Raw genomic sequence first — 22,283 nt, forward strand, 5'->3', positions numbered from 1 at the left:
AATATCACTCTTCATGGAAGAGATATCGTCCTTCATAGAGACAACATCATGTTGGAGTGAGGAAATATCACTCTTCATGGAAGAGATATCGTCCTTCATAGAGACAACATCATGTTGGAGTGAGGAAATATCACTCTTCATAGAAGAGATATCGTCCTTCATGGAGTGGATATCTTCACTCATCGCCGATTGACCATGAAGTATCTTGTTTAGGATTTCGCGTATTTCCGGATCCATTTCGTTTCACCGCCCTGTTAATAATATAACATATTTTGGATGATATTCAATAAGAATGTGTTGGATTGACATGGCGATAGGGTGGCTTATATAATATGAACAGAGGCCTTTGTTGGGCCTATCTTAATGAAAGGTAAGGTATCTGCAGAAAATGAAGTAATTCACTTTGCAAGAAAAATATGCTTTGAGAAAAGTCGTAGTAACGGCTTTGAAACGCATGCATTTTTTGACTGTGAGTGGATAGTGATTGTTCTGTGGATAGCTTTTCATACAACGGCACGTTGACTGTATATTCTATATGTCCTATGACTGAAAAGGGTCTTAGGACAGGTGGAATTATAGTTGCTGTGGTTGTAATCTGGAATGACACTATCCTCTCCGCTAACAATAGGAGGGGTTTTTTATTTTATTAGTCGAGTGCAGCAATGTTAAAAAATACTATGGAGACCGCCTGGTTATTGATATCAAAAAGCTGAGTCTTTACTCAGAGGATAGGATCGGCATCGTTGGCACAAATGGGGTAGGGAAAACCACCTTGCTCAACTTACTCAGCCAAAAGCTTCTGCCCGACGAAGGGTGGGTGAAGCTCTATAGTCAATCTTCAACGATTTCTCAGCTTGAACCGCCTGAACAGGAAATGATCAGTCAGGAAATGGCGTCGAAATTCAAAATTCCTACGATCTACAGCGAGAAGTTGAGCGGCGGCGAAAAGACTCGTTTTAAGCTGGCGGTTTGCCTAAGCCAAGACAGCGCTATGATCTTTGCTGATGAGCCCACCAGCAATATGGATATGGAAGGAATCGAGCAGATTGAGCACTACTTTGCGGAGTATGACGGTGGTCTATTCCTTATTTCTCATGACCGCAGCCTCCTCGATGGTTTATGCAATAAGATTCTGGAGCTAGAGGATGGTCAAGTAAAGATTTATTCGGGTAATTACAGCAGTTATTGTGAACAGAAGGCTCGTGAAAGAGAACGAGCTCAGTTTGAATATGAACAATACGTTTCAGAAAAAAAGCGCCTGGAGCGAGTCGTGATTGAGACCAGCGAAAAGTCAAAGTCGGTACGCAAGACTCCTCGCAGGATGGGAAACTCAGAGGCCAGACTGCACAAGATGGGGAACCAAAAAGCTAAAGCCACCCTAGATCGAAATAAGAAGAGTGTCGAGACTAGAATTGAGCAATTGGAATTCAAAGACAAGCCCAAGAAGATCGAGAAAATCAAGCTAGACCTTGCAGAGATCCAAAAGCTGCATAGTAAAGTGATCATTGAAGGAAAGAACATCAATAAAGCCTTTGGTAATCGCCTTATATTTCGCGAGGCAGGATTTCAGATTGAAAATGGAGCAAAGGCAGCCTTAATCGGGCCTAATGGGTGTGGAAAAAGTACCTTACTGAAAATGATCATGGAGGGAGAGGAGTCCGTAAGGATTGCCCCCAGCGCCAGAATCGGTTATTTCAGCCAGGATTTGAGCATCTTAGAGGAGCAGAAAAGTGTCTTGGATAATGTTATGGCTGAAAGCATCTATGCTGAGAGCTTTGTCAGAAGTTTATTAGCTCGGTTGCTTTTTAAAGGAGATCAGGTGTATAAGAGGGTCAGTGTGCTGAGCGGGGGAGAGCGGGTGAAGGCTTCCTTTGCTAAAATCCTTTGCCAAGATTATAATCTCTTGGTGCTCGATGAACCAACCAACTACTTGGATATTAACTCTCTGGAGGTCATTGAAGAGGCACTACAGAATTATGATCGATCTTTGCTTTTTGTTTCCCATGACCGCCACTTTATTAGTTCTGTGGCAAACTTCATTCTAACCATCGAGGGTCATAAGATTGTCAGTTTCAAAGGAAGCTATGTTGAATTCCTAGCAAACCTGAAGAAGGTTCCGAATAGCGATAAGCAAGATAGCGGAGAGGAAGAAGTCGCCAAGAAAATCATTGTGCTGCAAAACCGCTTAAGTGAGGTGGTGGGCAAAATTTCCCTGCCCTCGAAGAAAGACAACCGCGAAGCCCTAGACCAAGAGTATGACGAAATACTCGCTGAGTTGAAGCGACTCAGGGCCTTGCTAGAATAAGATGTAAGATCATCTCCATATTAATATTTCAGTTAGCGAAAAGCAGACTCTATGACAGGGTCTGCTTTTCTTATAGTGTCATTGTTACAAATGTTTGTTTGACAAATACTATTAGTGCAGGTATAATTAACTAGTAAGTTACTAGGCCAGTAAATTAGTAAATTAGTAAATTAGTAAATTATCAAATAATAAATGACTGGGTTGGTAAGCGCAAATCAAGCATGAGTCCATATCCATAAAAGTAAATGGAAGAAACAAGAAGAAAAGTGAATCCGGAAAAGCAAATCAAGATAAGCAAATCAAGATAAGCAATATTATTAAAAGCAAATGTATGGAGGTTAAGCCATGAAAATTCCTACAAGTTTAAAACATAAACCTGTCATTGTATCGGAAAACTATGAGAATGTGGATGGCCGTTACGCTTATGGGTCAGATGCCAAAGGCCTTTCCTTGGGTCTAGCTCAATGGAATGATCGGGGGAAGGTCGATATTTCTGCTAAAGTTTGGCGCTATACAGGTGAAAAGTGGTCAAGGCAATCGGAGGAACTACCCTTGCACAGGGTGCTCGATCTAGCGATTCTCGTCTGCCGAACCAAGCTCCACTTCCAGGAGGCTTATCGGTATGAAAAGCTCTATGACCCAGAAAACCCTGTTATTGACCGAGTCGGTTTGCAAGGGGATGCCATGACAGTGGCTGTTTGTACTGATAATGATAAGATTGATGAAGATATCAAGCTATTTAATCAAGCTCTCAGTAATGACGATGAGCTCATGGGTGAGCGCTTGCGGACGCTTTCTAGACTTCTTAAGGAGATGGGATATTAAAGTTATGGATAGAAAGAAGGAGCTTAAAGAACAATATAAGCAGATGAGATCAGATATGGGCATCATGGGCATTCGCTCCAAGCTCGATGCTTGGTGTTATATTGAAGGAAGTCAGAATCTGCGTGCTGTCCTCAACGGAGCCCGCTTCAAACTGGAAACGAATTACCATCCAAGTCGCGAGCTATTGAAAAAGTGGCAAGAGTTGGGAGCGGAGAATTTCACATTTGAAGTGCTGGAACAGCTAGAGTATGATAAAGATGAAACGAAAACCGATTATACTGATGACCTGGAAATTTTGTTGCTCGAGTGGGAAGAAGAATTAGTGAGTCAAGGCATCACCGTGGTGAAAAGATAACTACACCGAATTATCACATAGCAAAGGTCTGATGTGGAAAATGCACAAACGAAGAATAATCACCTTGGCTATTGCCATCCTTGCCCTTGTCTTGGGAATTCTCTATGCCCTCTACCAAGGGGGAAATTCAAACAATAACAGCGCCTTGCCTAATCAACAGGGAGGTAATAATTCCTCCATGCTCCCGAATGCTCCACCCAAGGTTGACCCCATCGCCGAACAGCTGAAAACCATGTCCTTAGAGGAAAAAGTAGGGCAACTGGTGATTGTCGGGACTGATGGCTATGAGATCAATGAAAATACCCAGCGGCTGATTCAAACCTATCATGTGGGTGGGTTTATTCTTTTTCAGAAAAATATCAGGGATACTCAACAGATGTTAGATCTCGTTAACTCTTTGAAGAAGACGAATGCCATTAATGAGACTCCGTTGTTTTTGGCTCTTGATGAGGAGGGCGGAAGAGTATCCCGGATGCCTGCTGACTTGCAGAAGATGCCTACCAGTCAAAAGGTGGGAAAACAGAATAACCCTGATTTAGCGAACCGTGTAGGAGAAATCCTGGGGCAAGAACTAAAGGCTTTTGGTATGAATGTTGATTTCGCTCCAGTTTTAGATATTTTTAGCAACCCTCAGAACACGGTCATCGGGGACCGAGCCTTTGGAAGTACATCTGAGCTGGTTAGTGAGCTGGGCATTCAAACGATGCAGGGAATCCAAGCGCAAAGCATCATCCCAGTAGTCAAGCATTTTCCGGGACATGGCGATACCACGGTGGATTCTCACGTGGGTCTACCCAAAGTTGAATATGACCTTGAACGCTTAAAAAACTTCGAGCTCATTCCTTTTTCTAATGCCATAGCCCAGGATGCGGATGCCATCATGCTGGCGCATATCCTGATACCACAGCTTGATCCTGATTATCCCGCTTCCTTTTCGAAAACCCTGATCACCGACATTCTACGTGATGATATGGGGTTTGAGGGGGTCGTCATCACAGACGATATGACCATGGGGGCTATCCTAGAGAATTATGAGATCGGCCAGGCGGCGGTAAAATCCTTGCAAGCCGGGAGCGATATCGTCTTGGTTTGTCATGACTTTGCCAAAGAGGAAGCGGTGCTGCAGGCAATCCTGACAGCTGCCCGAACCGGTGAAATATCGACCGGTAAAATCGATAAAAGTGTGTATCGGGTGCTGGCCTTGAAGAAAAAATACGCCCTCTCTAATCAGTCCGTGGAATCAGTCGATGTTCAAAAGATCAACGCTAAAATCGCAAAGCTGTATGAGGATTATCCTGCGCTGAAGTAGGAGAGCGTGTTTCACACCAACGGGTTCCGTTTTGAGGTGCAAAACGTCAGATTAGCATCAGAAAAGGTAGATGAATTAGCAATAATTTCGTCCACCTTTTTTGGTTCTATTTCAGGCTTTCGGTCATTTTGAGTGCTATAATTGGTAACGAATTGGTAAGCATGTTTAAGTCCCCATAAATTAGGTGGATAAAAAATAAATTGCATTATTCTTATTTTGCGACAAAGAGATTCCATACAAAAAGGGCGGCTAATTGATTACCAATAAGCCGCCCTTTCGTGCTAATTTTATATCTAAATTAGGTCTAATTTTAGTGCCAATTCGTATATGATTTCAGTAGTTTGCACCTCGAAAGAGAACCCATTGGTTACACATGTCCCTTCTAACTACCAATAGTCAGCCCATTTAGTCTTCTGGGATAGAAAACTAAGGAACGGAAAATATCACTAGAGTGCAGCAATGCTAACGAGCAAGATAACCGGTTACGGTCCAAATGCCTGTCTCATCTTGACGGATTAAGCGTTCCAGATATACGGTTCTTACCGGACCCTCCGAGGCTTGGATGACTGCTCTCTTGCCATCATTTTCAGTCATCCTCAGGGTATCATAGTCCAGAGGCGGCTCGCCAACGATCCCTTCGGGGGAAATCTGCAGGGCGATGAAGGTGAAAGCGACTTGGACAGGATCAAGCTGCCAAGGGCTGCTTCCCGAATCCACCTGTTGTTGGTTGTTTTTCACGACTTCCAGATCAATAGGGACCTTGTTGATGGTCTCTTCGGGAGGTAGTGGCCTGGCTTGAGGGGTGAGGTCTAGGGTGGGGTTTAATTGTTGGGCCAGCTCTTTAAAGCGCTTACCTTGAACTTGAATTTCCAGATCCTTTTGCTGCCAGCGTAGGCTACTGGACAGGATTTCCAGAGGCCCACCTTCGGCTTGGCCTAGAGCTGCTTGGGGATCGATAACCAGCGCCCCAGTAGCTTTTGTTTGGACGATGATCGTATCTTCGAAGTCAAAGACAATACGCTGTGGTGCCGCAAAAATACGCCGTGGGGTAGCAGAGAGTTCTAGGGGAGCTAAGCCACTGACTCGGATGGCTTCCTCAAGGCTAGCAACAAGTTGGTCGTTCCTGTTGTCTACCACTCGGTAATCTGGTGGTGGATTATAAGTGAAGATTTCTTCGGAAATGGTGGTATTGGTTTCTAAGCTAATATAGGTGTAGGTGGTTTGCAGAGATTTCTGCATTGCAGTTTGAAGTTGGATAGGCAAATGAGTTTCTTGGTCAATCCAGAGAGAATAGGGCAGTCCGCCGGGAGGTTGAATCTCGAGATGGGTGGCAGCTCGTCCGGCAATAGTTTCCTCGCCGAGGATTTTATGGGGATAGCTTAAGGCTTTGGCGGCCTCACTCCGAAGATCGAAGTCATGGGGGTCTGCATAAATGGGAAGAAGGGAGATTTCTTTGGTAGTGAAGTTGGTGCGCCAACGGGTCTTGCCGTTGTTTACGGTAAGAAAACCATCTTGGTTTTGCGTCGCATATTTTTCTCCGTCAGACCAGATCTCGGTGCGGATCTGGAATTGACGCTCACCTGCTTCGTTGGTGGTGATTTTTTCTAGGATACCATGGTAATTCTCAAGCTTTTTAACTGATTCCTCCATGGCGAGGACGATGTTTTGCGAAGAGCCTGACCAAGTCGAGAACAAAAAGAAGAAGACGAGGATGCTTGCCACAAGTCCGGCCCAGGGGAGGAGTTTTTTCTTCACCGGGAGTGGGCTGGGGTTTCGTGAGGGGTTATTATTTGCACCCAGTGAGCTAGCATGATGTTTTTTTCCTTGGACGTTTTCGAAGGGCTCAAGCTTTTGCCAGAGGTTAGCTACGAAATCTTCACTCGGTTCTTGTATAGATGAGGATCCCTTTTTTATGATTTGGGCGATGGCCGTGAGCTCTCTTACTTCAGTGTTTGCATCTTTAGATGCTGCATAAGTCATATCATCAGGCACATCTTTAGTTGTTTCATTAGTCCCTTCATCAGATGCCTCATAAGCGTCTTCAGGCATTTCTCTGGTGTCTGTTGCAGACATATCCGTCTCTAACCATTGCCCTTGATTGAGATCATTGATGAAGTCATCCACGAGAGCTTCTGCCGAGAGCGAATTTCTTTGCTGATTGTCGTTGGTCACGATGCTCCTCCTTTCTGTTCGTTGTTCCGCATCAAATCCCGTAAGGCTTGCAGGGCTCGATATTGAAGACCGCGAATGGCATCCTCACTGCGTCCCAAAAGAGCGGCAGTCTCCTTGCGCGAGTAGCCTTGAATAATGCGGAGTTCAATGGTCTGCCGATAATCGGGGGGGAGTTGTGCCATGAGTTCTTGGATTAGGGCCTGATTCAACCAATCTTCTTCAGGAGAGGGGGACTCTTGGCTGGGTGCTTGGTCGAGATGGCTTTGGGCTCGGCGTGTCGTTCGAAAACGATCAGTGATGAGATTGCGCGCAATTTGCTTAAGATAAGCATAAGGGGGAAGGTTTTCTGGATGCTGCCTCAAGCAACGCAGATAGGTTTCTTGAGTAATATCTTCAGTCTCTTCGCGATTTTGGACTTGGGAGTAAATGAATCGATACAGCTTTGTTACAGTTTCCCGGTACCAGGTCTCCACATCTTCACCTCCTTACTAGCTAAAACGATCAATAAAACAAAATGTCACGCGAAAATTTAAACTTTCCTCTGGGGGTTGTGCGTCTATACTATAGGAGAGGATAATTATCCAAGAATGAAGTGCACTACAAAGGAGTAGGAGTTATGTTACATAAAAAGTCCGCTCGCGAGCTTGAGGACTACTTATTAGCGAATCAAGAGTACATTTATCGGCTGGCTTACAGCTATGTTAAAAACCCTGAGGATGCTCTGGATCTCGTCCAAGAGTCCATTATTAAGGCGATATCTTCAGCCGAATTGCTGAAAGATCCTCAAGGGATGAAGAGTTGGGTCTATCGCATAGTGGTCAACACGGCGCTGGACTTTCTGCGCAAGCAAAAGCGTACGGTGGTGGTCGATCAGGAGACACTTAATTCCTATACTGAGTCTGTGGCTGGTGTGGATGATTATTCCGATCTCGATTTAGCTAAGGCCATCGAGGAATTAACGCCCACGGATCGGACTCGGGTCGTGCTCCGTTATTACGAGGACCTAAAAATTGAAGAGGTTGCCTTTATTTTAAAGGAAAATGTAAATACCACAAAATCTCGTCTTTATGGGACTCTAAAAAAGCTTCGATTGCAGATGGAAGAACCTATCGATGTACAATCCCTACAGGAGGTGTAGTATGAGCGAGAAAAATAGAAAAGAAAACAATATGAACGAGAAAAAGTTTGATGAACTCAAAGAAGAATATGAGAAGGTGGCTATCCCGGAAGAATTAGACCAAGTTGTCCGCAAGGCGATCCAGTCCGGCAAAAAAAGTCGGAAGAATCGTCAATGGTTGCATCGTGTGTCAGCAGTGGCCGCTGCCATCGTCATCTTTGTGGGGGGCATTAATATCAGTCCCACCATGGCTAGTGTTTTAGCTGAGGTGCCGGGTATGAAGAACTTGGTTCAAGTGTTGACCTTTCGGGATTATCAGTTTGATGATGGGTTGCATCAAGCCAACATTGAAGTGCCGGCTATTACCGGCCTCGAAGAATCTGGCTTAGGTGATGCCTTAAACCAGAAGTATCTTGAAGAGAACCAAGCGCTTTATGAGCAATTCATGATCGACGTGAAAGAAATGGAAGCACTGGGGGAAGGCCACTTAGGGGTGGATAGCGGTTATATGATCAAGACAGATAATGAACGTTTGTTATCGATTGGCCGCTACGTAGTCGAAATGGTCGGTTCTTCGTCTACAGTAATCAAATATGACACCATCGATAAGGTGGAACAAGTCCTCATTACTTTACCCAGTCTTTTTAAAGATGATCAGTATGTGGCGGTTATCAGTGACTATATCGTTGACCAGATGAACCAAGCCATGGATAAAGATCCGAACATGATATATTGGGTTGAAAGAGAGGGTCAAGAGGAAGTGTTGTATTTTGAGCCCTTCCGACAGATTTCCCCTGAACAGAGCTTCTTCATCAATCCGGATTACAAGTTGGTCATATCCTTTGATAAGTATGAAGTCGGTCCCGGGGTTATGGGGGTTCAAGAATTTGTGATTCCGACCGAGGTCATAGCTGACCTGCTAGTCAGTAATGAGTATATTAAACCTTAAAAACAACTATAGCCACTCTAATGAAAACCCAGTCTTCTGTGAAGCTGGGTTTTCTTTTATATCGGTTGATAGTATAACTCAACGAAGGTAGCTGCCTTCGTTCAGAAGGTATCGTTCAATAATAGTAGAAGTGATAACGGAGTGAATCTATAGTATAATGATATGGCTTGTAGTTTAGTTAAGAATTTTCGAGTATGGGAGCGGTTTTTCTGGATAGTAAGCAAGGTTGGAAAAAGAATATAATTTTGTTCTTAACAAGTCAGACCATATCCCTTTTTGGCTCATCATTGGTGCAATACGCTATTATGTGGTATATCACCTTGAAGACCCAATCGGGAGTCATGATGATGGTCTCTATTATTTGTGGTTTTCTCCCCACCTTTTTTCTTTCGCCCTTTGCCGGGGTGTGGGCAGATCGGTATAATCGTAAAACCCTGATTATCTTGGCTGATTCCATGATTGCTACCTGTACCCTTATTCTTGCGCTCTTGTTTTATGCTGGATATGAAATGATGTGGCTGCTCTTTGCCATGTCAGCGATTCGCGCTCTGGGAGCAGCTGTGCAAATGCCTGCCATTGGAGCCTTTCTTCCCCAGTTGGTTCCTGAGGAGCAATTGACTAGGGTGAATGCGGTCAACGGCAGTATCCAATCGGCGGTTATGCTGATTTCGCCCATCGTAAGTGGTGCCCTAATGAGCGTGGCCTCTCTCGAGATGATTTTCATGATCGATGTGCTGACGGCCACGGTTGCCATTGTATTCCTGCTACTGTTTTTGCACGTGCCTGCCCACCGCAAAGCTCAAGAAAAGCAGCCTGTAAGCTATTTTGGCGATATGGTTGAAGGAATACACTATATCAACGATCATGCATTCTTGAAGAAGTTTTTTATTTTCTGCGCAGGGTTCATGATTCTAGCGGCTCCGGCAGCTTTTCTGACACCTTTGCATGTAACGCGAGCCTTCGGGGTTGATGTCTGGCGCTTGACAGCACTAGAAATGACCTTTTCCGTAGGTATGATGGCAGGTGGAATCCTGATGGCGGTCTGGGGAGGATTCAAGAATCGGGTGTATTCCATGACGCTAGGCACACTCATGTTTGGAGCCTGCACCGTAGCTCTTGGGGTGACTCCGAATTTTTGGATATACCTTTTGTTTATGGGTTTGATTGGAGTAGCCATGCCGATCTTTAATACGCCTTCTTATGTCATGCTTCAGGAGAAGGTTGAACCGGATTTTCTCGGGCGAGTTTTTGGTGTGCTTTCCATGATTTCCAGTACTACGATGCCCTTAGGTATGCTGGTTTTTGGACCCTTAGCAGATGTTATTCCAATAGAATATATGTTGCTCGGAACCGGAGTGTTGATATTTATTGAAAGCTTTTTCCTTATCGGTAGCAAAGTGCTGGTGGAGGCAGGGAGACCGAACATTAAGGCTGATCCGTCGTAGTGAATGAAAAGTGGACAGATGAGTGCAGGATAGGTTCAGGAGGATTGGCAGAGGAATGATGACTCAGAAGGAAGGATTGACTCTGAAGAGGGTTGATTTTAGAGGATAGACTCAAAGTGACAGTGTGAAATTATATTCTTCACCCTGCCACTTTTGCTTCGCTTACATATTTGCTTTTTTTACTTACTTACCTACTTACTTACCTACTTACTTACCTACTTACCAACTTACCTACTTACCTACCTGCTTACTCACTTACTTACTTTTCTTCGATAGTCGGGTTCAACTGAGCATGATATTCCTGCAAAGATTTCACAACGGCTTTGATGTCGGCTGCCTCGCGATGAGCGGCAATTCCTTTGGCACTGGCTAAGGCAGCGGCTGTGGTAGTGATGTATGGGATTTTGTGTTTAATAGCTGTCTTGCGGATATAGGAGTCGTCTTGTAGACTGCGCTTGCCGGTGGGTGTGTTAATTACTAATTGAATCTTGCCATTCATGATTTCATCAGGGATATGGGGTCGGCCTTCAAAAATCTTATAGATATACTCTGCGTCGATACCATGGTCTTGTAGATATTGCCTGGTTCCTTGAGTTGCTTTGATGGTAAAGCCTAATTTCAGGAACTCTTGGGCTGTTTCGGCGACGATGGACGAACGGTCCTGCTCAGCGATGCTCATGAGCACGGTTCCGGCAGAGGGGAGAGGGGACTGGGTTGCTTCCTGAGCCTTATAATAAGCCAGACCAAAGGAGTCGGCCATGCCTAGGACTTCTCCTGTCGAACGCATCTCCGGACCAAGCAGAGGATCGACCTCTGGGAATTTATCGAAGGGGAAGACCGCTTCTTTTACGCCAAAGTGCTGAAGCCCGCTGGGTTTAAAGTTGGTCACCGTGTCGGTTTCAATGCCGGCATAATCAGCCATTACTAACTCTGTGGCTAAGCGGGCCATGGGGATATTGCAGACCTTGGAAACCAAGGGCACAGTACGGGAGGCGCGCGGATTGGCTTCCAGTACATAGACTTTATCATCGGCAATAGCGTATTGAATATTCATCAGCCCAATGACATGAAGCTCTTGGGCAATTTTTTGGGTGTAATCGATGATGGTTTTCAAGTGGTTTTCCGGAATGCTTATAGGCGGAATGACGCAAGCAGAGTCTCCCGAGTGAATTCCCGCCAATTCGATATGTTCCATGACAGCAGGGACGCAGGCATGCTTGCCGTCGGAAACCGCGTCGGCTTCTGCTTCGATGGCATTGACCAGGAACCTGTCGATGAGAATCGGATTCTCCGGTGTCAGATCTACTGCCGCGCTTACGTATTCTTGAAGCTGTTCTTTATCGTAAACAACTTCCATACCTCGCCCGCCCAGGACAAAGGAAGGGCGGACCATGACGGGATAACCGATACCTTCTGCTGCTTCCAGTGCTTCCTCTAGGTTGGCAGCCATACCGGCTTGGGGCATAGGGATGTCCAATTGCTCCATCATTTTGCGGAACTGATCCCGATCCTCGGCTAGATTAATAACTTCCGGAGGAGTACCCAGTATTTTTACACCTGCATCCTGTAATTGGGTGGCAATATTTAAGGGGGTTTGACCGCCAAATTGGACGATGGCGCCGAGGGGCTGCTCTTTTTCGTAAATACTTAAGACGTCTTCCACGGTAAGGGGTTCAAAATAGAGTTTATCTGAGGTGTCATAATCTGTGGACACAGTCTCCGGGTTGCAATTGATCATGATGGTCTCGTACCCTAAATCCCGTAAGGCAAAGGCAGCGTGGACACAGCAGTAATCAAATTCGATCCCTTGACCAATGCGGTTCGGGCCACCGCCCAAAATGAGGACTTTTTCACGGTTGCTGGTGCTTACTTTGTCCGGAGCGTTATAGGTGGAGTAGTAATAGGCAGCATTCTCCACCCCGCTTACCGGGACACTATCCCAGGCTTGAGCTAGGTTTAAGGCCAGACGTTGCTTGCGAATTTTGGCTTCCGGCACATGTAAGATGTGCGCCAGATAGCGGTCTGCAAATCCATCTTTCTTGGCTTGCAGCAGTAGATGACCGGGAAGCTCTTGATCTTGATAAGTTAAAATCTGTTCTTCCAGATCCACGAGTTCTTTCATTTGCTGGATAAACCAGAGTTTTATATAGGTGATTTGGCTTAAGACTTCAGGATCGGCACCCTTGCGCAAGGCTTCATACATAATAAATTGACGCTCACTGGAGGGTTCTTGCAGCAAAGAGAATAGCTCTCCTAAGCTTTTGTTGTGGAAATCCTTAGCGAAGCCCAAGCCGTAGCGGCCGATTTCCAGAGAACGGATTGCTTTTTGCAGAGCTTCCTTGTAGTTTTTGCCGATGCTCATGACTTCCCCGACAGCGCGCATTTGCGTGCCGAGCTTGTCTTCCACCCCTTTGAATTTTTCAAAAGCCCAGCGGGCAAATTTGATCACAACATAATCGCCGTAGGGTGTATATTTATCCAAAGTCCCGGCGCGCCAGTAAGGTATCTCATCGAGAGTGAGTCCCGCAGCCAGCAGAGCAGAGATTAGGGCGATGGGAAAGCCGGTAGCTTTGGAAGCCAAGGCTGAGGACCTGGAGGTCCGGGGATTGATTTCAATGATGACGACCCGCCCTGTGGCTGGGTTATGTGCAAACTGAACGTTGGTTCCACCGATGACTTCGATGGCTTCCACAATAGAATAAGAGTATTTTTGTAAGCGGTCTTGGAGCTCCTTGCTGATGGTCAGCATCGGTGCACTGCAGAAGGAATCACCCGTGTGAACGCCGACGGGGTCAATATTTTCAATGAAGCAAACGGTAATCATCTGGTTCTTGGCATCACGAACCACTTCCAGCTCCAGCTCTTCCCAACCCAGCACAGATTCTTCAATCAGAACTTGCCCAATCATGCTGGCGGCAATACCACGGTTGCAGACGGTTCTTAGCTCTTCTACATTGTAAACCAGGCCGCCACCGGTGCCGCCCATGGTGTAAGCAGGACGTACAACGACAGGAAAACCTAGCTCCTGAGCGATTTTTTCTGCTTCCTCGACGCTGTACGCGGGGCTGCTCTTTGGCATGTCAATGCCTAACTTCTCCATGGTCTGCTTAAAGGCGATGCGGTCTTCGCCACGCTCGATTGCGTCTAACTGAACCCCAATGATCTGCACCCCATATTGATCGAGGATACCTTCCTTAGCTAGTTCGGAACTGAGATTTAAACCCGTCTGTCCCCCTAAATTAGGTAGGAGGGCATCGGGGCGCTCTTTTTCAATAATCTCGGCTATTCTCTTGACATTAAGTGGCTCAATATATGTGGCATCAGCCGTGGTAGGATCAGTCATAACGGTGGCAGGATTGGAATTCACGAGGATTACTTCATAGCCCAGCTGTTTCAGTGCTTTACAGGCTTGGGTTCCTGAATAGTCAAATTCTGCTGCTTGTCCGATCACAATAGGACCCGAACCAATAATCATAATCTTATGGATATCATTTCTTTTGGGCATGTGTATGATCAACTCCTTGTTTAAGTAGTGGGGAATTCCTCAGGAAATTTCTAAGAGCTGGTATTGTATAATTATACATTGAAGAGCATAAAAATAACAATACCTTTTTCGTTACTTTCGGATAAATTTATATTGTAGGCGGTGCCTTCGGTTGTCGGTAAACTTTCTTTGTTGACAGGGCAAGAGGGTATTCAGGAATGAACATAGAAGATAGTATTCCAAAGTGACTTAACAAAATTCTTGACATCAGGCCGACTATTAATTGCGAAGAGTTTTCAAGGGGAGGCGGGAAAGTGATAAAGAGATCGATAAGGGGTTTGCGGATGGGCGCCTTTGTGGCTCTGTTATTTATTGCTGTGGGTGTGATTGGGGTCAGTATGGTAAATAATCGAGCAGGGACATTGACAGATCAGGACATTTTTAAGACGAAAGATGTGGCAATGGTTCTGAAAGAAGCCGGGCTTGATCTTAAGATCTCTAGAGAGCCAGCTTTAGCCCCCAGAGAGTGTGCTCTTGGGGGTGTGGAACCGAAAGTTTTTGATATGGGTGATGGTCTTAGCCAGTTGTATATCTATGAATTTGCGTCTGCTTTGGACAGGCGAAATACCCTAGATGAACTATCCGGAAGGGGAGAGACTAATTTCCAAGACCCCTTTTCTCGTGATCCTTTTGCTAAGGCGCAGAAGTTGAGCCGAGCTTATGGTGCTAAGAATATGGTGATGGTCCTAGTCTATAATATCACTTTTGAAAATATGGAAAGAGAAAATATTAACCTAACCCCTATCACCTTAACAGTGGGAAGAACAATCTTTTACGAGTTAAATCAAGGGAGGAAATTTGTCCTTCAGGGTGAGGGAGAGCACTGGGAAGGTAAGCTTGTGGTGTCAGTCTACGAAGAACAGTGGACTGATGAGAGAGGGTATGCAAGAACACAAAGGAATTCGATTGAATTGCCTTTAGTTCGCTATAAAGGTAACCCAGAAGAGGTACGTGATTATACCTATAAATTTGAATGGCCTGGTGGGGCATCTGGGGTAACATCTGAAGATGGATTTCGTCAAGGCAATTTTGATGACGAGCGGTCGAGTGTCTATGGAGGCTCAAACCTATGGTGGGGGAATTTTGGATTCGGCACAGGTAGTGTTCCGAAGGAGGACGATACCTGTGACTTCTCAGCTCAATGGAATGGGGGAGCAGAAGAACAGTTCACTTTGAAAGCGCAGTAAAGCAAAAGGTTGGGTAAGAGGAAAGTCTCTGCCCAGTTTTTTTGCACCTATTGTGAGGTGAATTCAGCTACCTATGTATGGTAATATTACAGAAGAATGAGTTAGAATGATCTATTCTAATTGATGGGCATAAAGGGGGAAGCGTATTGCTGGCAAAAGTGATGCAGACTGCACAAGCCATTGAAGACGTACTTATAGCCATAAGACGAGATATTCATAGGCAGCCCGAATTGGCACTGCAGGAAGATAAAACGGCAAATTATATAGCAGATAAACTTAGAGCCTTAGGGTGTGAGGTCACTGAGAATGTCGGAAAAACTGGGGTCGTCGGGCTTCTCAAAGGGAGTGAAGCAGGGAGGACCCTAGCCATTCGTGCTGATATGGATGCATTACCTATTGAAGAGGAGACGGATCATGGGTTTTGTTCCGCTGAAAAAGGAGTCATGCATGCCTGTGGTCATGATGCCCATATAGCTGTTGTTTTGGGTGCTGCGCAGATACTCTCCGGCATGAGGAATTCCTTTGCTGGTAATATCAAGCTGATTTTCCAACCCAGTGAGGAATCGCCTATAGGGGGAGCGGACGAGATGATTCGCGAAGGGGTGCTGGAGAATCCAACAGTTGATGCAGCAATGGCACTTCATGTCAATCCGGGTTTAGCCACTGGTCAGATCGGTTATAAAGAAGGTCCCTTCTTTGCCACGGTGGCTTACTTTACCATTGAGATTTTAGGAAAAGGCGGCCATGGAGCATTGCCCCATCAATCGGTTAATCCGATTCTGGTGGCTGCCGAATGCATTCAAGCCCTCCAAACCATTGCTTCAGCTCAAGTAGATCCTATGGAGCCTTTTGTCTTGAGCATAGGCTCGATTCATGGGGGACAAAAATCCAATATTATCCCTGAAAAAGTCTCTATGGAGGGAACGGTACGTTGCTTTGGGGATGACTTGATGAATCGTACAGGCGAGATTATGGAGAACATCCTGCGTTCCATCACGGCGGCTCACGGGGCCGGGTATACATTAAAGTTTAAATCAGAAGTAAAGACATTAATCAATGACAAGGCCATGATCGAGCTCATCAAGGAGGCAGGGGAGGAAATCCTGGGAAAAGAGAATGCTCTGGCTGTTTCGCCGGTTCTCTTGGGCGACGATTTCGCGTCCTTTAGCCAGCTTGTTCCATCAGCTTATGTTTATTTAGGTGTTGGATTCCCCTGGCAACCGAATTTCGCCCTTCACCATCCGAAATTTGACCTGAATGAGAGAGCATTGCCCCTTGGAGCAGCCTTGCTTAGCTACACTGCTCTCAAGTTTCTTGGCGCCTCTGATTTGATCGTTAAGGGAGTATAGTTATGAATTATAATTTTGATGAATACATTGACCGCTACGGAACAGAAAGCTCCAAATGGGATGGCTTCGAACATCGCTTTCCAGGCTTAGATGCTCAGGGCAGTATTCCTATGTGGGTTGCGGATACGGATTTTCGTGCACCCCAAGAGGTCATCGATGCTATCGTAGCGAAAGCTCAGTTCGGTATCTTTGGTTACCCTAAAAGCAAGGGCGAAGCCTTTGATAAGGCAGTCATTGACTGGATTTTCAAACGGCATGGTTGGCAGCTTGATCCAAAATGGATCGTGCCTACGGCTGGGGTAGTTCCTGCTATTACCCATGCTATTCAAGCGTTTACCGAGGAAGGGGATGGGGTTCTCATTCAACCCCCGGTCTACTATCCCTTTAAAAAGACAATCCAGAATAATAAACGCAGGGTCATTGAAAATCCTCTACTATTGAATGAAGAAACAGGGCAGTACGAAATCGATTTTGAAGACTTTGAGAATAAGCTTAAAGACCCTAACACAAAAATGTTTATCCTATGCAATCCTCATAACCCTGTAGGGAGAGTGTGGTCTGAAGAGGATTTGCGAAAAATCGGCGAATTATGTCTCAAACATCACGTCCGGGTGTTTTCTGATGAGATTCACTCTGACTTGATTTTGCAGGGGAGCCGTCATCTTCCTCTCGGAATGTTGGATGAACGGTTTAATCAACATGTCATTACGGCCTATTCAGCCAGTAAGACCTTTAATCTCGCGGGATTACAGACTTCGGTGATCATCCTTCCCGAAGAGGAAAGCCGCAAAAGGTTTATTGAACAATTGGATATTAATCAGGCACGAGACATCAATATTTTCGGCACCATCGCTTTAGAGGCTGCCTACACTTATGGTGAGGGCTACTTGAAGGGATTTATTGAGCAGATTGAGAGTAATATCGATTATGCTACCGCTTTTGTTGAGGAAAATCTCCGAGGCGTTCGCATTATTAAACCTCAAGGGACCTATCTGGTATGGTTTGATTTCCGAGGGACAGGTCTCACGGCTGATCAAATCGACGCCCTGATCATTGAGAAGGCCAAGGTGGCAGTGGACTTAGGGCGCTGGTTTGGGGAAGAGGGAGCAGGCTTTTTACGGTTTAACTTTGCTTGCCACCGCTCAACACTGGTAAAGGCCCTTGATCAAATCAAGGAGGCTATGAGTTCTTTGTAAGATCTAGCATCTCCATATAAGGACTCGATAGAAAGATCCTCGACAAAAAAGATCTCCTAATCGCCTGATGGGCGAAGAGGAGATCTTTTTATATAAGCAGAGTGATGCATTGATGCTTTTTCTTGAAGTTAAGACTGATAGATTCTCGAAGCCATAGAAATAAAATCCCTCATTACTTTTGAAGCATCTTTATTGGCCGCTATTCCGAAGTTTATTGTAATATCGCTTTGGAAAGGTATCGACATAAGGCCTGGGCGTTTTGGTGCGGAGGAATCGGGAACAATTGCAATTCCCATATATGAGTTAATAAGACCAATACAACTTTCCGGATCAGATACTTCTAACAGCCTAAAATCTTTAACAATATTTGTAATGAAGGATCTAAGTTCCAAATTGTAAGGGGGGGCAGCTTCTTCGGGAGGGAAAATAAGATTACAATTGTATAAATCACGGGTAGTAATAATTTTTCTACTGGCTAGGGAGTGATTCTCATGCAAAACACAACAGAGATTAGCCTTATATAAAAAAGTAAAATCCACATCGTTCATACCAATAATAAAATCTTCCGGAATAATCAGAAGCGAATTTTTTTCTTGTATAACATTACTTAATAGTTCCAGTGGCGGGCTGATTTGGGATAAAATTACATTTATTTGGGGGTGCTTCTCTCTATACTCTTTTACCAGCATAGGTGCACAGTCTTCTTGCAGAGTTGCAAAAAACTTAACCTTTAAGGTAATTCTTGAATTATGGTCGATTAACGTGGTTTCCCTGATTGCAATTTCCGCCATATCCACAATTTTTATAGCATAGTCATAAAAATGTCGACCGGCATCCGTTAACTCAATTTTCCTATTACTACGGTTAAAGAGCTTTATATTCAATTCTTCCTCTAACGCATTCATCTGATGGGATACTGCAGGTTGTGTAATATAAAGCTTTTCCGCTGCCCGAACAAAACTTTTATATTCAGCTGCTAAAACAAAGCATTTTAATTGCCTAATATACAATTAATGCCCCCCTTTTGTAGTTATAAGATAAACAACGTTTATCTTATAATAAAGCATTGTGAATATGCCTTCAATCCCAAGTTGATATAATTATGGCATAAAGAACTTACAAAATTCAAAGGAGGATTAACATGTCTAAAAACTTTACGAGGAGAGATTTTCTAAAAGTTGGTGCTGGTGCACTTACCCTTACCACTATGAGTGCCTTAAGTGGTTGCAGTTCCAATGAGGCTACATCATCTTCAAGTTCCTCTGATACGTCTGGTGTAACGTATAATATGCCCGAATCATGGGATTACACTACAGATCTTGTGGTAGTAGGTACAGGAACAACAATGTATGGAGCGATTAAAGCGGTAAAATCTGGTTTAAGCGTCATTGCCCTTGAAGCATACTCAAGCCCGGGAGGCGCAACTGGTTTCTCCGGAGGTGCTGCATGGCTTCCACTGAACCGATTCTCCATTGAACAGGGAGACACTAAGGAAGCTTGCATGACCTATTTGCGCAAAATTGCCAGAGAAATTCCCATCGAGGATAAGGTGCTTGAAGCTTATGTAGACAATTCCAATCCAATGTTTGAATTTATGGAAAGCCATTTTAAGGACTATGGAATAGTTGGCAACTCAGGTGGAAAAAATGGTTTCGGCGATTATCATGCCGAATGGAAAGGTGGGCGAGCTGATGCCTATCGCACTATAGGCTGGCGCAAGTCTGATGGGGCCATGGACGTCGCTGCCTGGAAAGATGCTTATACCAAAGGATTCGAGGAAATAGGTGGGAAAATCCTGCTATCAACTAAGGCCACAAAATATGTCTACAAATATGATGAGATGGGTGTGCCTGTGGTGCTTGGTCTTATTGCTGAACAGGACGGGAAGGAAATCTCTATTCAAGCCAATAAGGGAGTCCTTGTGGGAGCTGGAGGTTTTGAATGGAATGAAAAGGTTAGGAACTCTTTCCTAGCCGTTGAAACTCCTTATGCCTGCTCACTTCCCACAAATGATGGGACAATGCTTTTGTCGACGATGGGACTAGGAGCAGACCTTATTAACATGTCGGAATGCTTCGGTATGCTTACCTTCCGGGAAAAGGCTGATGAGCAGAAAAAGAATGGCCAGCCATGTAATATTATTTTTGAACGTTGGTTCCCGCGTCAGATTATCGTTAACAAATATGGTAGGCGCTTCATGAATGAATCAGTAAGTTATGACGATGCCTGGTTGCCTTTTGCCACCTACGATACTTCTGGACAAAATGAAAAAATAAACGTACCTGCTTGGCAAATCTTTGATAGAAAGTTTGTAGATGAAACCGGTTTTAAAAAGTCATACTTTATCGGTGCCGTGGATAAGCGCGGAGTACCTCCCTATTTCAAAGAGGCAAACTCTTTAGAAGAGCTTGCCGACATCATCAAAGTAGATAAAAAGGGTCTGGTTGAAGAAGTTGCAAAATGGAATGAGTTTTGTAAAGCGGAAAAAGACCTGGATTTCCATCGAGGCGAAAATTATATGGATCAAATGTTTGCCAGAATGCGGGATATGAGCCTGCCCTTGATGCACAATTTGGGACCTATTGATACAGCACCCTATTATGCTGCAGAAATCGCACCGAATACTCTCGGTACCAACGGTGGTCCAAAAATCAACGAAAACGCTCAGGTTATGCATGTCAGCGGAGTTCCCATTCCCAATCTTTATGCATGTGGCAACTTCGCAGGTTTTGGAGGACCTGGGCGTGGCTATCCAGGTGCTGGCGGTACAGTTGGCCCAGGACAAGTTATGGGATTCGTTGCCGTAAATCATATTATTGGCTAATAAGACAAACCCAGAATCACCCTAGATATTAGATAAAGAGGAGATCGTGAAATGATGAAAAGTTACTTTAAACCACTATTGATTGCTATTCCCTTATTATTTATTACATTCACAGGCGTTGGATGTGGAGCTTCACAAACGAATCAAGCAAAAACTCCCTACGAAGCTGCGAATCAACCAGCCACTGCTCCAGTAGCTTCACCAGTCCCTGAAGCGTCTTCTACTCCTTCACCTGAACTGGCCTCTCAAACAGCTATAACTTATAAGGATGGCACTTATCAGGGTGAAAGTTTGAACGGGATCAATGGCGCTGTAAAAGTTGAGGTTAAAGTAGCCCAAGGTAAAATTGCCGAAGTTACAGTCAGTGAACAACATGAAACAGAAGATATTGGGGGTAAGGCGGTCAAGGAGCTTGCGGTTGAAGTAGTTAAAGCTAAAACGACAGAGGTTGATGATATATCTGGAGCAACTATTACATCCAAAGCATTTAAAGAAGCTATTGTAAAGGCTCTGGAACAAGCGAAGTAGTTCAGTCTATTAGCTATATGGAATAAAAACTCTCAAAGTTTAAACTAAAAACTGTGCCCTGTAGTTGAAGACTGTAAAAGCTGTGTTCCAACTATAGGGTACAGTTTTGTTTTGTACGTAGAATTCACTACAAATTTATACAATCATTACCAATGTAAAGATTGCGAAGTTGAGTATTTCTGATCGTTCACAGTTGGTGGATCATATGATGGGAAAGCATTGCCAGATCATAGTCAAGGATGTACGAACTTTATCAGATAAATTGTATGAAGAATATCTAATTATTTCGTGCGAAACATGGTATAATAAAGTTGATGGATGATCAAAGTGAATCGTAGATTTTTTGAAAAGGGAGCGTTGTGTATGCTGATTACAGCAACCGAGCTTAAAGAAAATATGGGGAAGTATTTAGCTTTGGCCGCAACAGAGGAAATCATAATAACTAAGAATGGTAAGAGTATTGCTATGCTAACTTCTGCTTACGAAGATAAAGTAGAAGTAGCCAAATCGCTCTTTGGTATTCTCCCTGAAGAGGCTTCATTAGGGCAGACTAGAGAGGAGCGTTTAAGTAGGCATGAAAGTATTGATTGATACGAACGTAATTCTCGATGCTCTAGTCGGACGTGTTCCCTATAGCGTTTCGGCTGAAAAACTCTTTTTACTGGTTGCTGAAGATAAATTAAGTGCTTTCATTACAGCAAGCTCTGTTACTGATATATATTATTTATTACGCAAATATCTCCATAATGAAAACCTGTCTAGGGAAGTGCTTCTCAAGTTGTTTAACCTATTTGAAGTAATTGAGGTTACGGGAAGCGATTGTGAGAAAGCAATGAGCATACCTATCAAAGACTATGAAGATGCCTTGCTTGCAACATGTGCACGAAGAAAAAAGCTTGATTTTATTATTACGCGCAATACTAAAGACTTTATTGGCTCTCCGGTGAAAGCAGATGAGCCAGATGGCTTCTTAACGCGGTATTTTTAAATAAAGAGACCTTTGCTAGGTGATTTTCCCCAAGCAAAGGTCTCTTTATATATTTGTGCTTCTACGTTATCCGATTCGTTTTAATAAATCGCAGCGCTTAGCTAGGTGTTCGTTATCAATCTCTATCAATTTTTGTGTGGTTTGTAATGATATCTGGAGTTGTCGCGCGACTTTCTCCAACTTTCTTCGT

18 protein-coding genes and 1 pseudogene are annotated in these 22,283 nt (G+C 44.4%); 14 read left to right on the top strand and 5 right to left on the bottom strand.

Annotation, left to right across the window (positions count from 1 at the left end; all coding sequences use genetic code 11):
* Positions 1-237: pseudogene (locus AAC978_RS12775) on the bottom strand (hypothetical protein); the annotation flags it as partial.
* 403 nt (positions 238-640) lie between these two features.
* Between AAC978_RS12775 and abc-f the strand changes: the two are divergent.
* The 4 genes from abc-f to nagZ all read left to right on the top strand — a co-directional run bounded on the left by abc-f (position 641) and on the right by nagZ (position 4,794).
* A complete protein-coding gene (gene abc-f, locus AAC978_RS12780; RefSeq protein WP_341548502.1) occupies positions 641-2,305 on the top strand; it encodes a ribosomal protection-like ABC-F family protein in 1,665 nt (554 codons plus the stop codon).
* Between the two features lie 345 nt (positions 2,306-2,650).
* Positions 2,651-3,130 (top strand): DUF6530 family protein, encoded by a 480-nt coding sequence (locus tag AAC978_RS12785; RefSeq protein ID WP_341548450.1) that lies wholly within the window; start codon positions 2,651-2,653, stop codon positions 3,128-3,130.
* A gap of 4 nt (positions 3,131-3,134) precedes the next feature.
* Entirely contained in the window at positions 3,135-3,485 is a 351-nt protein-coding gene (locus AAC978_RS12790; RefSeq protein ID WP_341548451.1) for a GIY-YIG nuclease family protein, read from the top strand.
* 40 nt (positions 3,486-3,525) lie between these two features.
* Entirely contained in the window at positions 3,526-4,794 is a 1,269-nt protein-coding gene (nagZ, locus tag AAC978_RS12795; protein ID WP_341548452.1) for a beta-N-acetylhexosaminidase, read from the top strand.
* Positions 4,795-5,256: 462 nt separating this feature from the next.
* Here nagZ and AAC978_RS12800 read toward each other — a convergent pair whose 3' ends face one another.
* Both AAC978_RS12800 and AAC978_RS12805 read right to left on the bottom strand, forming a co-directional pair.
* Complete coding sequence (locus AAC978_RS12800; RefSeq protein ID WP_341548453.1) at positions 5,257-6,966, bottom strand: LolA family protein; 1,710 nt, start codon at positions 6,964-6,966, stop codon at positions 5,257-5,259.
* Positions 6,963-7,439 (bottom strand): RNA polymerase sigma factor, encoded by a 477-nt coding sequence (locus AAC978_RS12805; protein ID WP_341548454.1) that lies wholly within the window; start codon positions 7,437-7,439, stop codon positions 6,963-6,965. The genes AAC978_RS12800 and AAC978_RS12805 overlap by 4 nt, the downstream gene beginning before the upstream one ends.
* A gap of 143 nt (positions 7,440-7,582) precedes the next feature.
* Between AAC978_RS12805 and AAC978_RS12810 the strand changes: the two genes are divergently transcribed.
* The 3 genes from AAC978_RS12810 (at position 7,583) to AAC978_RS12820 (ending at position 10,477) form a co-directional block, all read left to right on the top strand.
* Complete coding sequence (locus AAC978_RS12810) at positions 7,583-8,104, top strand: RNA polymerase sigma factor (RefSeq protein ID WP_341548455.1); 522 nt, start codon at positions 7,583-7,585, stop codon at positions 8,102-8,104.
* A gap of 31 nt (positions 8,105-8,135) precedes the next feature.
* Complete coding sequence (locus tag AAC978_RS12815; RefSeq protein WP_341548503.1) at positions 8,136-9,032, top strand: DUF3298 domain-containing protein; 897 nt, start codon at positions 8,136-8,138, stop codon at positions 9,030-9,032.
* Between the two features lie 194 nt (positions 9,033-9,226).
* Entirely contained in the window at positions 9,227-10,477 is a 1,251-nt protein-coding gene (locus tag AAC978_RS12820) for an MFS transporter (protein WP_341548456.1), read from the top strand.
* Positions 10,478-10,736: 259 nt separating this feature from the next.
* Here AAC978_RS12820 and carB read toward each other — a convergent pair whose 3' ends face one another.
* A complete protein-coding gene (carB, locus tag AAC978_RS12825) occupies positions 10,737-13,982 on the bottom strand; it encodes a carbamoyl-phosphate synthase large subunit (protein WP_341548457.1) in 3,246 nt (1,081 codons plus the stop codon).
* 293 nt (positions 13,983-14,275) lie between these two features.
* On the opposite strand from carB, the gene AAC978_RS12830 reads away from it, so the two are divergent.
* The 3 genes from AAC978_RS12830 to AAC978_RS12840 all read left to right on the top strand — a co-directional run bounded on the left by AAC978_RS12830 (position 14,276) and on the right by AAC978_RS12840 (position 17,753).
* Positions 14,276-15,208, top strand: coding sequence for a DUF2275 domain-containing protein (locus AAC978_RS12830; RefSeq protein ID WP_341548458.1), 933 nt, complete (start codon positions 14,276-14,278; stop codon positions 15,206-15,208).
* A 146-nt stretch (positions 15,209-15,354) separates the two neighbouring features.
* Complete coding sequence (locus tag AAC978_RS12835; protein WP_341548459.1) at positions 15,355-16,557, top strand: M20 metallopeptidase family protein; 1,203 nt, start codon at positions 15,355-15,357, stop codon at positions 16,555-16,557.
* 2 nt (positions 16,558-16,559) lie between these two features.
* Entirely contained in the window at positions 16,560-17,753 is a 1,194-nt protein-coding gene (locus AAC978_RS12840) for a MalY/PatB family protein (protein WP_341548460.1), read from the top strand.
* A gap of 128 nt (positions 17,754-17,881) precedes the next feature.
* Here the strand turns inward: AAC978_RS12840 and AAC978_RS12845 are convergent, their stop codons facing one another.
* Complete coding sequence (locus AAC978_RS12845; protein WP_341548461.1) at positions 17,882-18,763, bottom strand: LysR family transcriptional regulator; 882 nt, start codon at positions 18,761-18,763, stop codon at positions 17,882-17,884.
* 131 nt (positions 18,764-18,894) lie between these two features.
* On the opposite strand from AAC978_RS12845, the gene AAC978_RS12850 reads away from it, so the two are divergent.
* The 4 genes from AAC978_RS12850 to AAC978_RS12865 all read left to right on the top strand — a co-directional run bounded on the left by AAC978_RS12850 (position 18,895) and on the right by AAC978_RS12865 (position 22,093).
* Positions 18,895-20,577, top strand: a complete 1,683-nt coding sequence (locus AAC978_RS12850) for an FAD-dependent oxidoreductase (RefSeq protein WP_341548462.1) — start codon at positions 18,895-18,897, stop codon at positions 20,575-20,577.
* A gap of 51 nt (positions 20,578-20,628) precedes the next feature.
* Entirely contained in the window at positions 20,629-21,105 is a 477-nt protein-coding gene (locus AAC978_RS12855) for an FMN-binding protein (protein ID WP_341548463.1), read from the top strand.
* A 363-nt stretch (positions 21,106-21,468) separates the two neighbouring features.
* Positions 21,469-21,696: a type II toxin-antitoxin system Phd/YefM family antitoxin gene (locus tag AAC978_RS12860; protein WP_341548464.1), complete on the top strand. Its 228-nt coding sequence runs from the start codon at positions 21,469-21,471 to the stop codon at positions 21,694-21,696.
* Positions 21,680-22,093: a PIN domain-containing protein gene (locus AAC978_RS12865; protein WP_341548465.1), complete on the top strand. Its 414-nt coding sequence runs from the start codon at positions 21,680-21,682 to the stop codon at positions 22,091-22,093. The genes AAC978_RS12860 and AAC978_RS12865 overlap by 17 nt, the downstream gene beginning before the upstream one ends.
* Positions 22,094-22,283: the final 190 nt, after the last annotated feature.

Source organism: Desulfitobacterium sp. THU1, from assembly GCF_038181555.1.
In the GTDB taxonomy this organism is placed as follows: domain Bacteria; phylum Bacillota; class Desulfitobacteriia; order Desulfitobacteriales; family Desulfitobacteriaceae; genus Desulfitobacterium.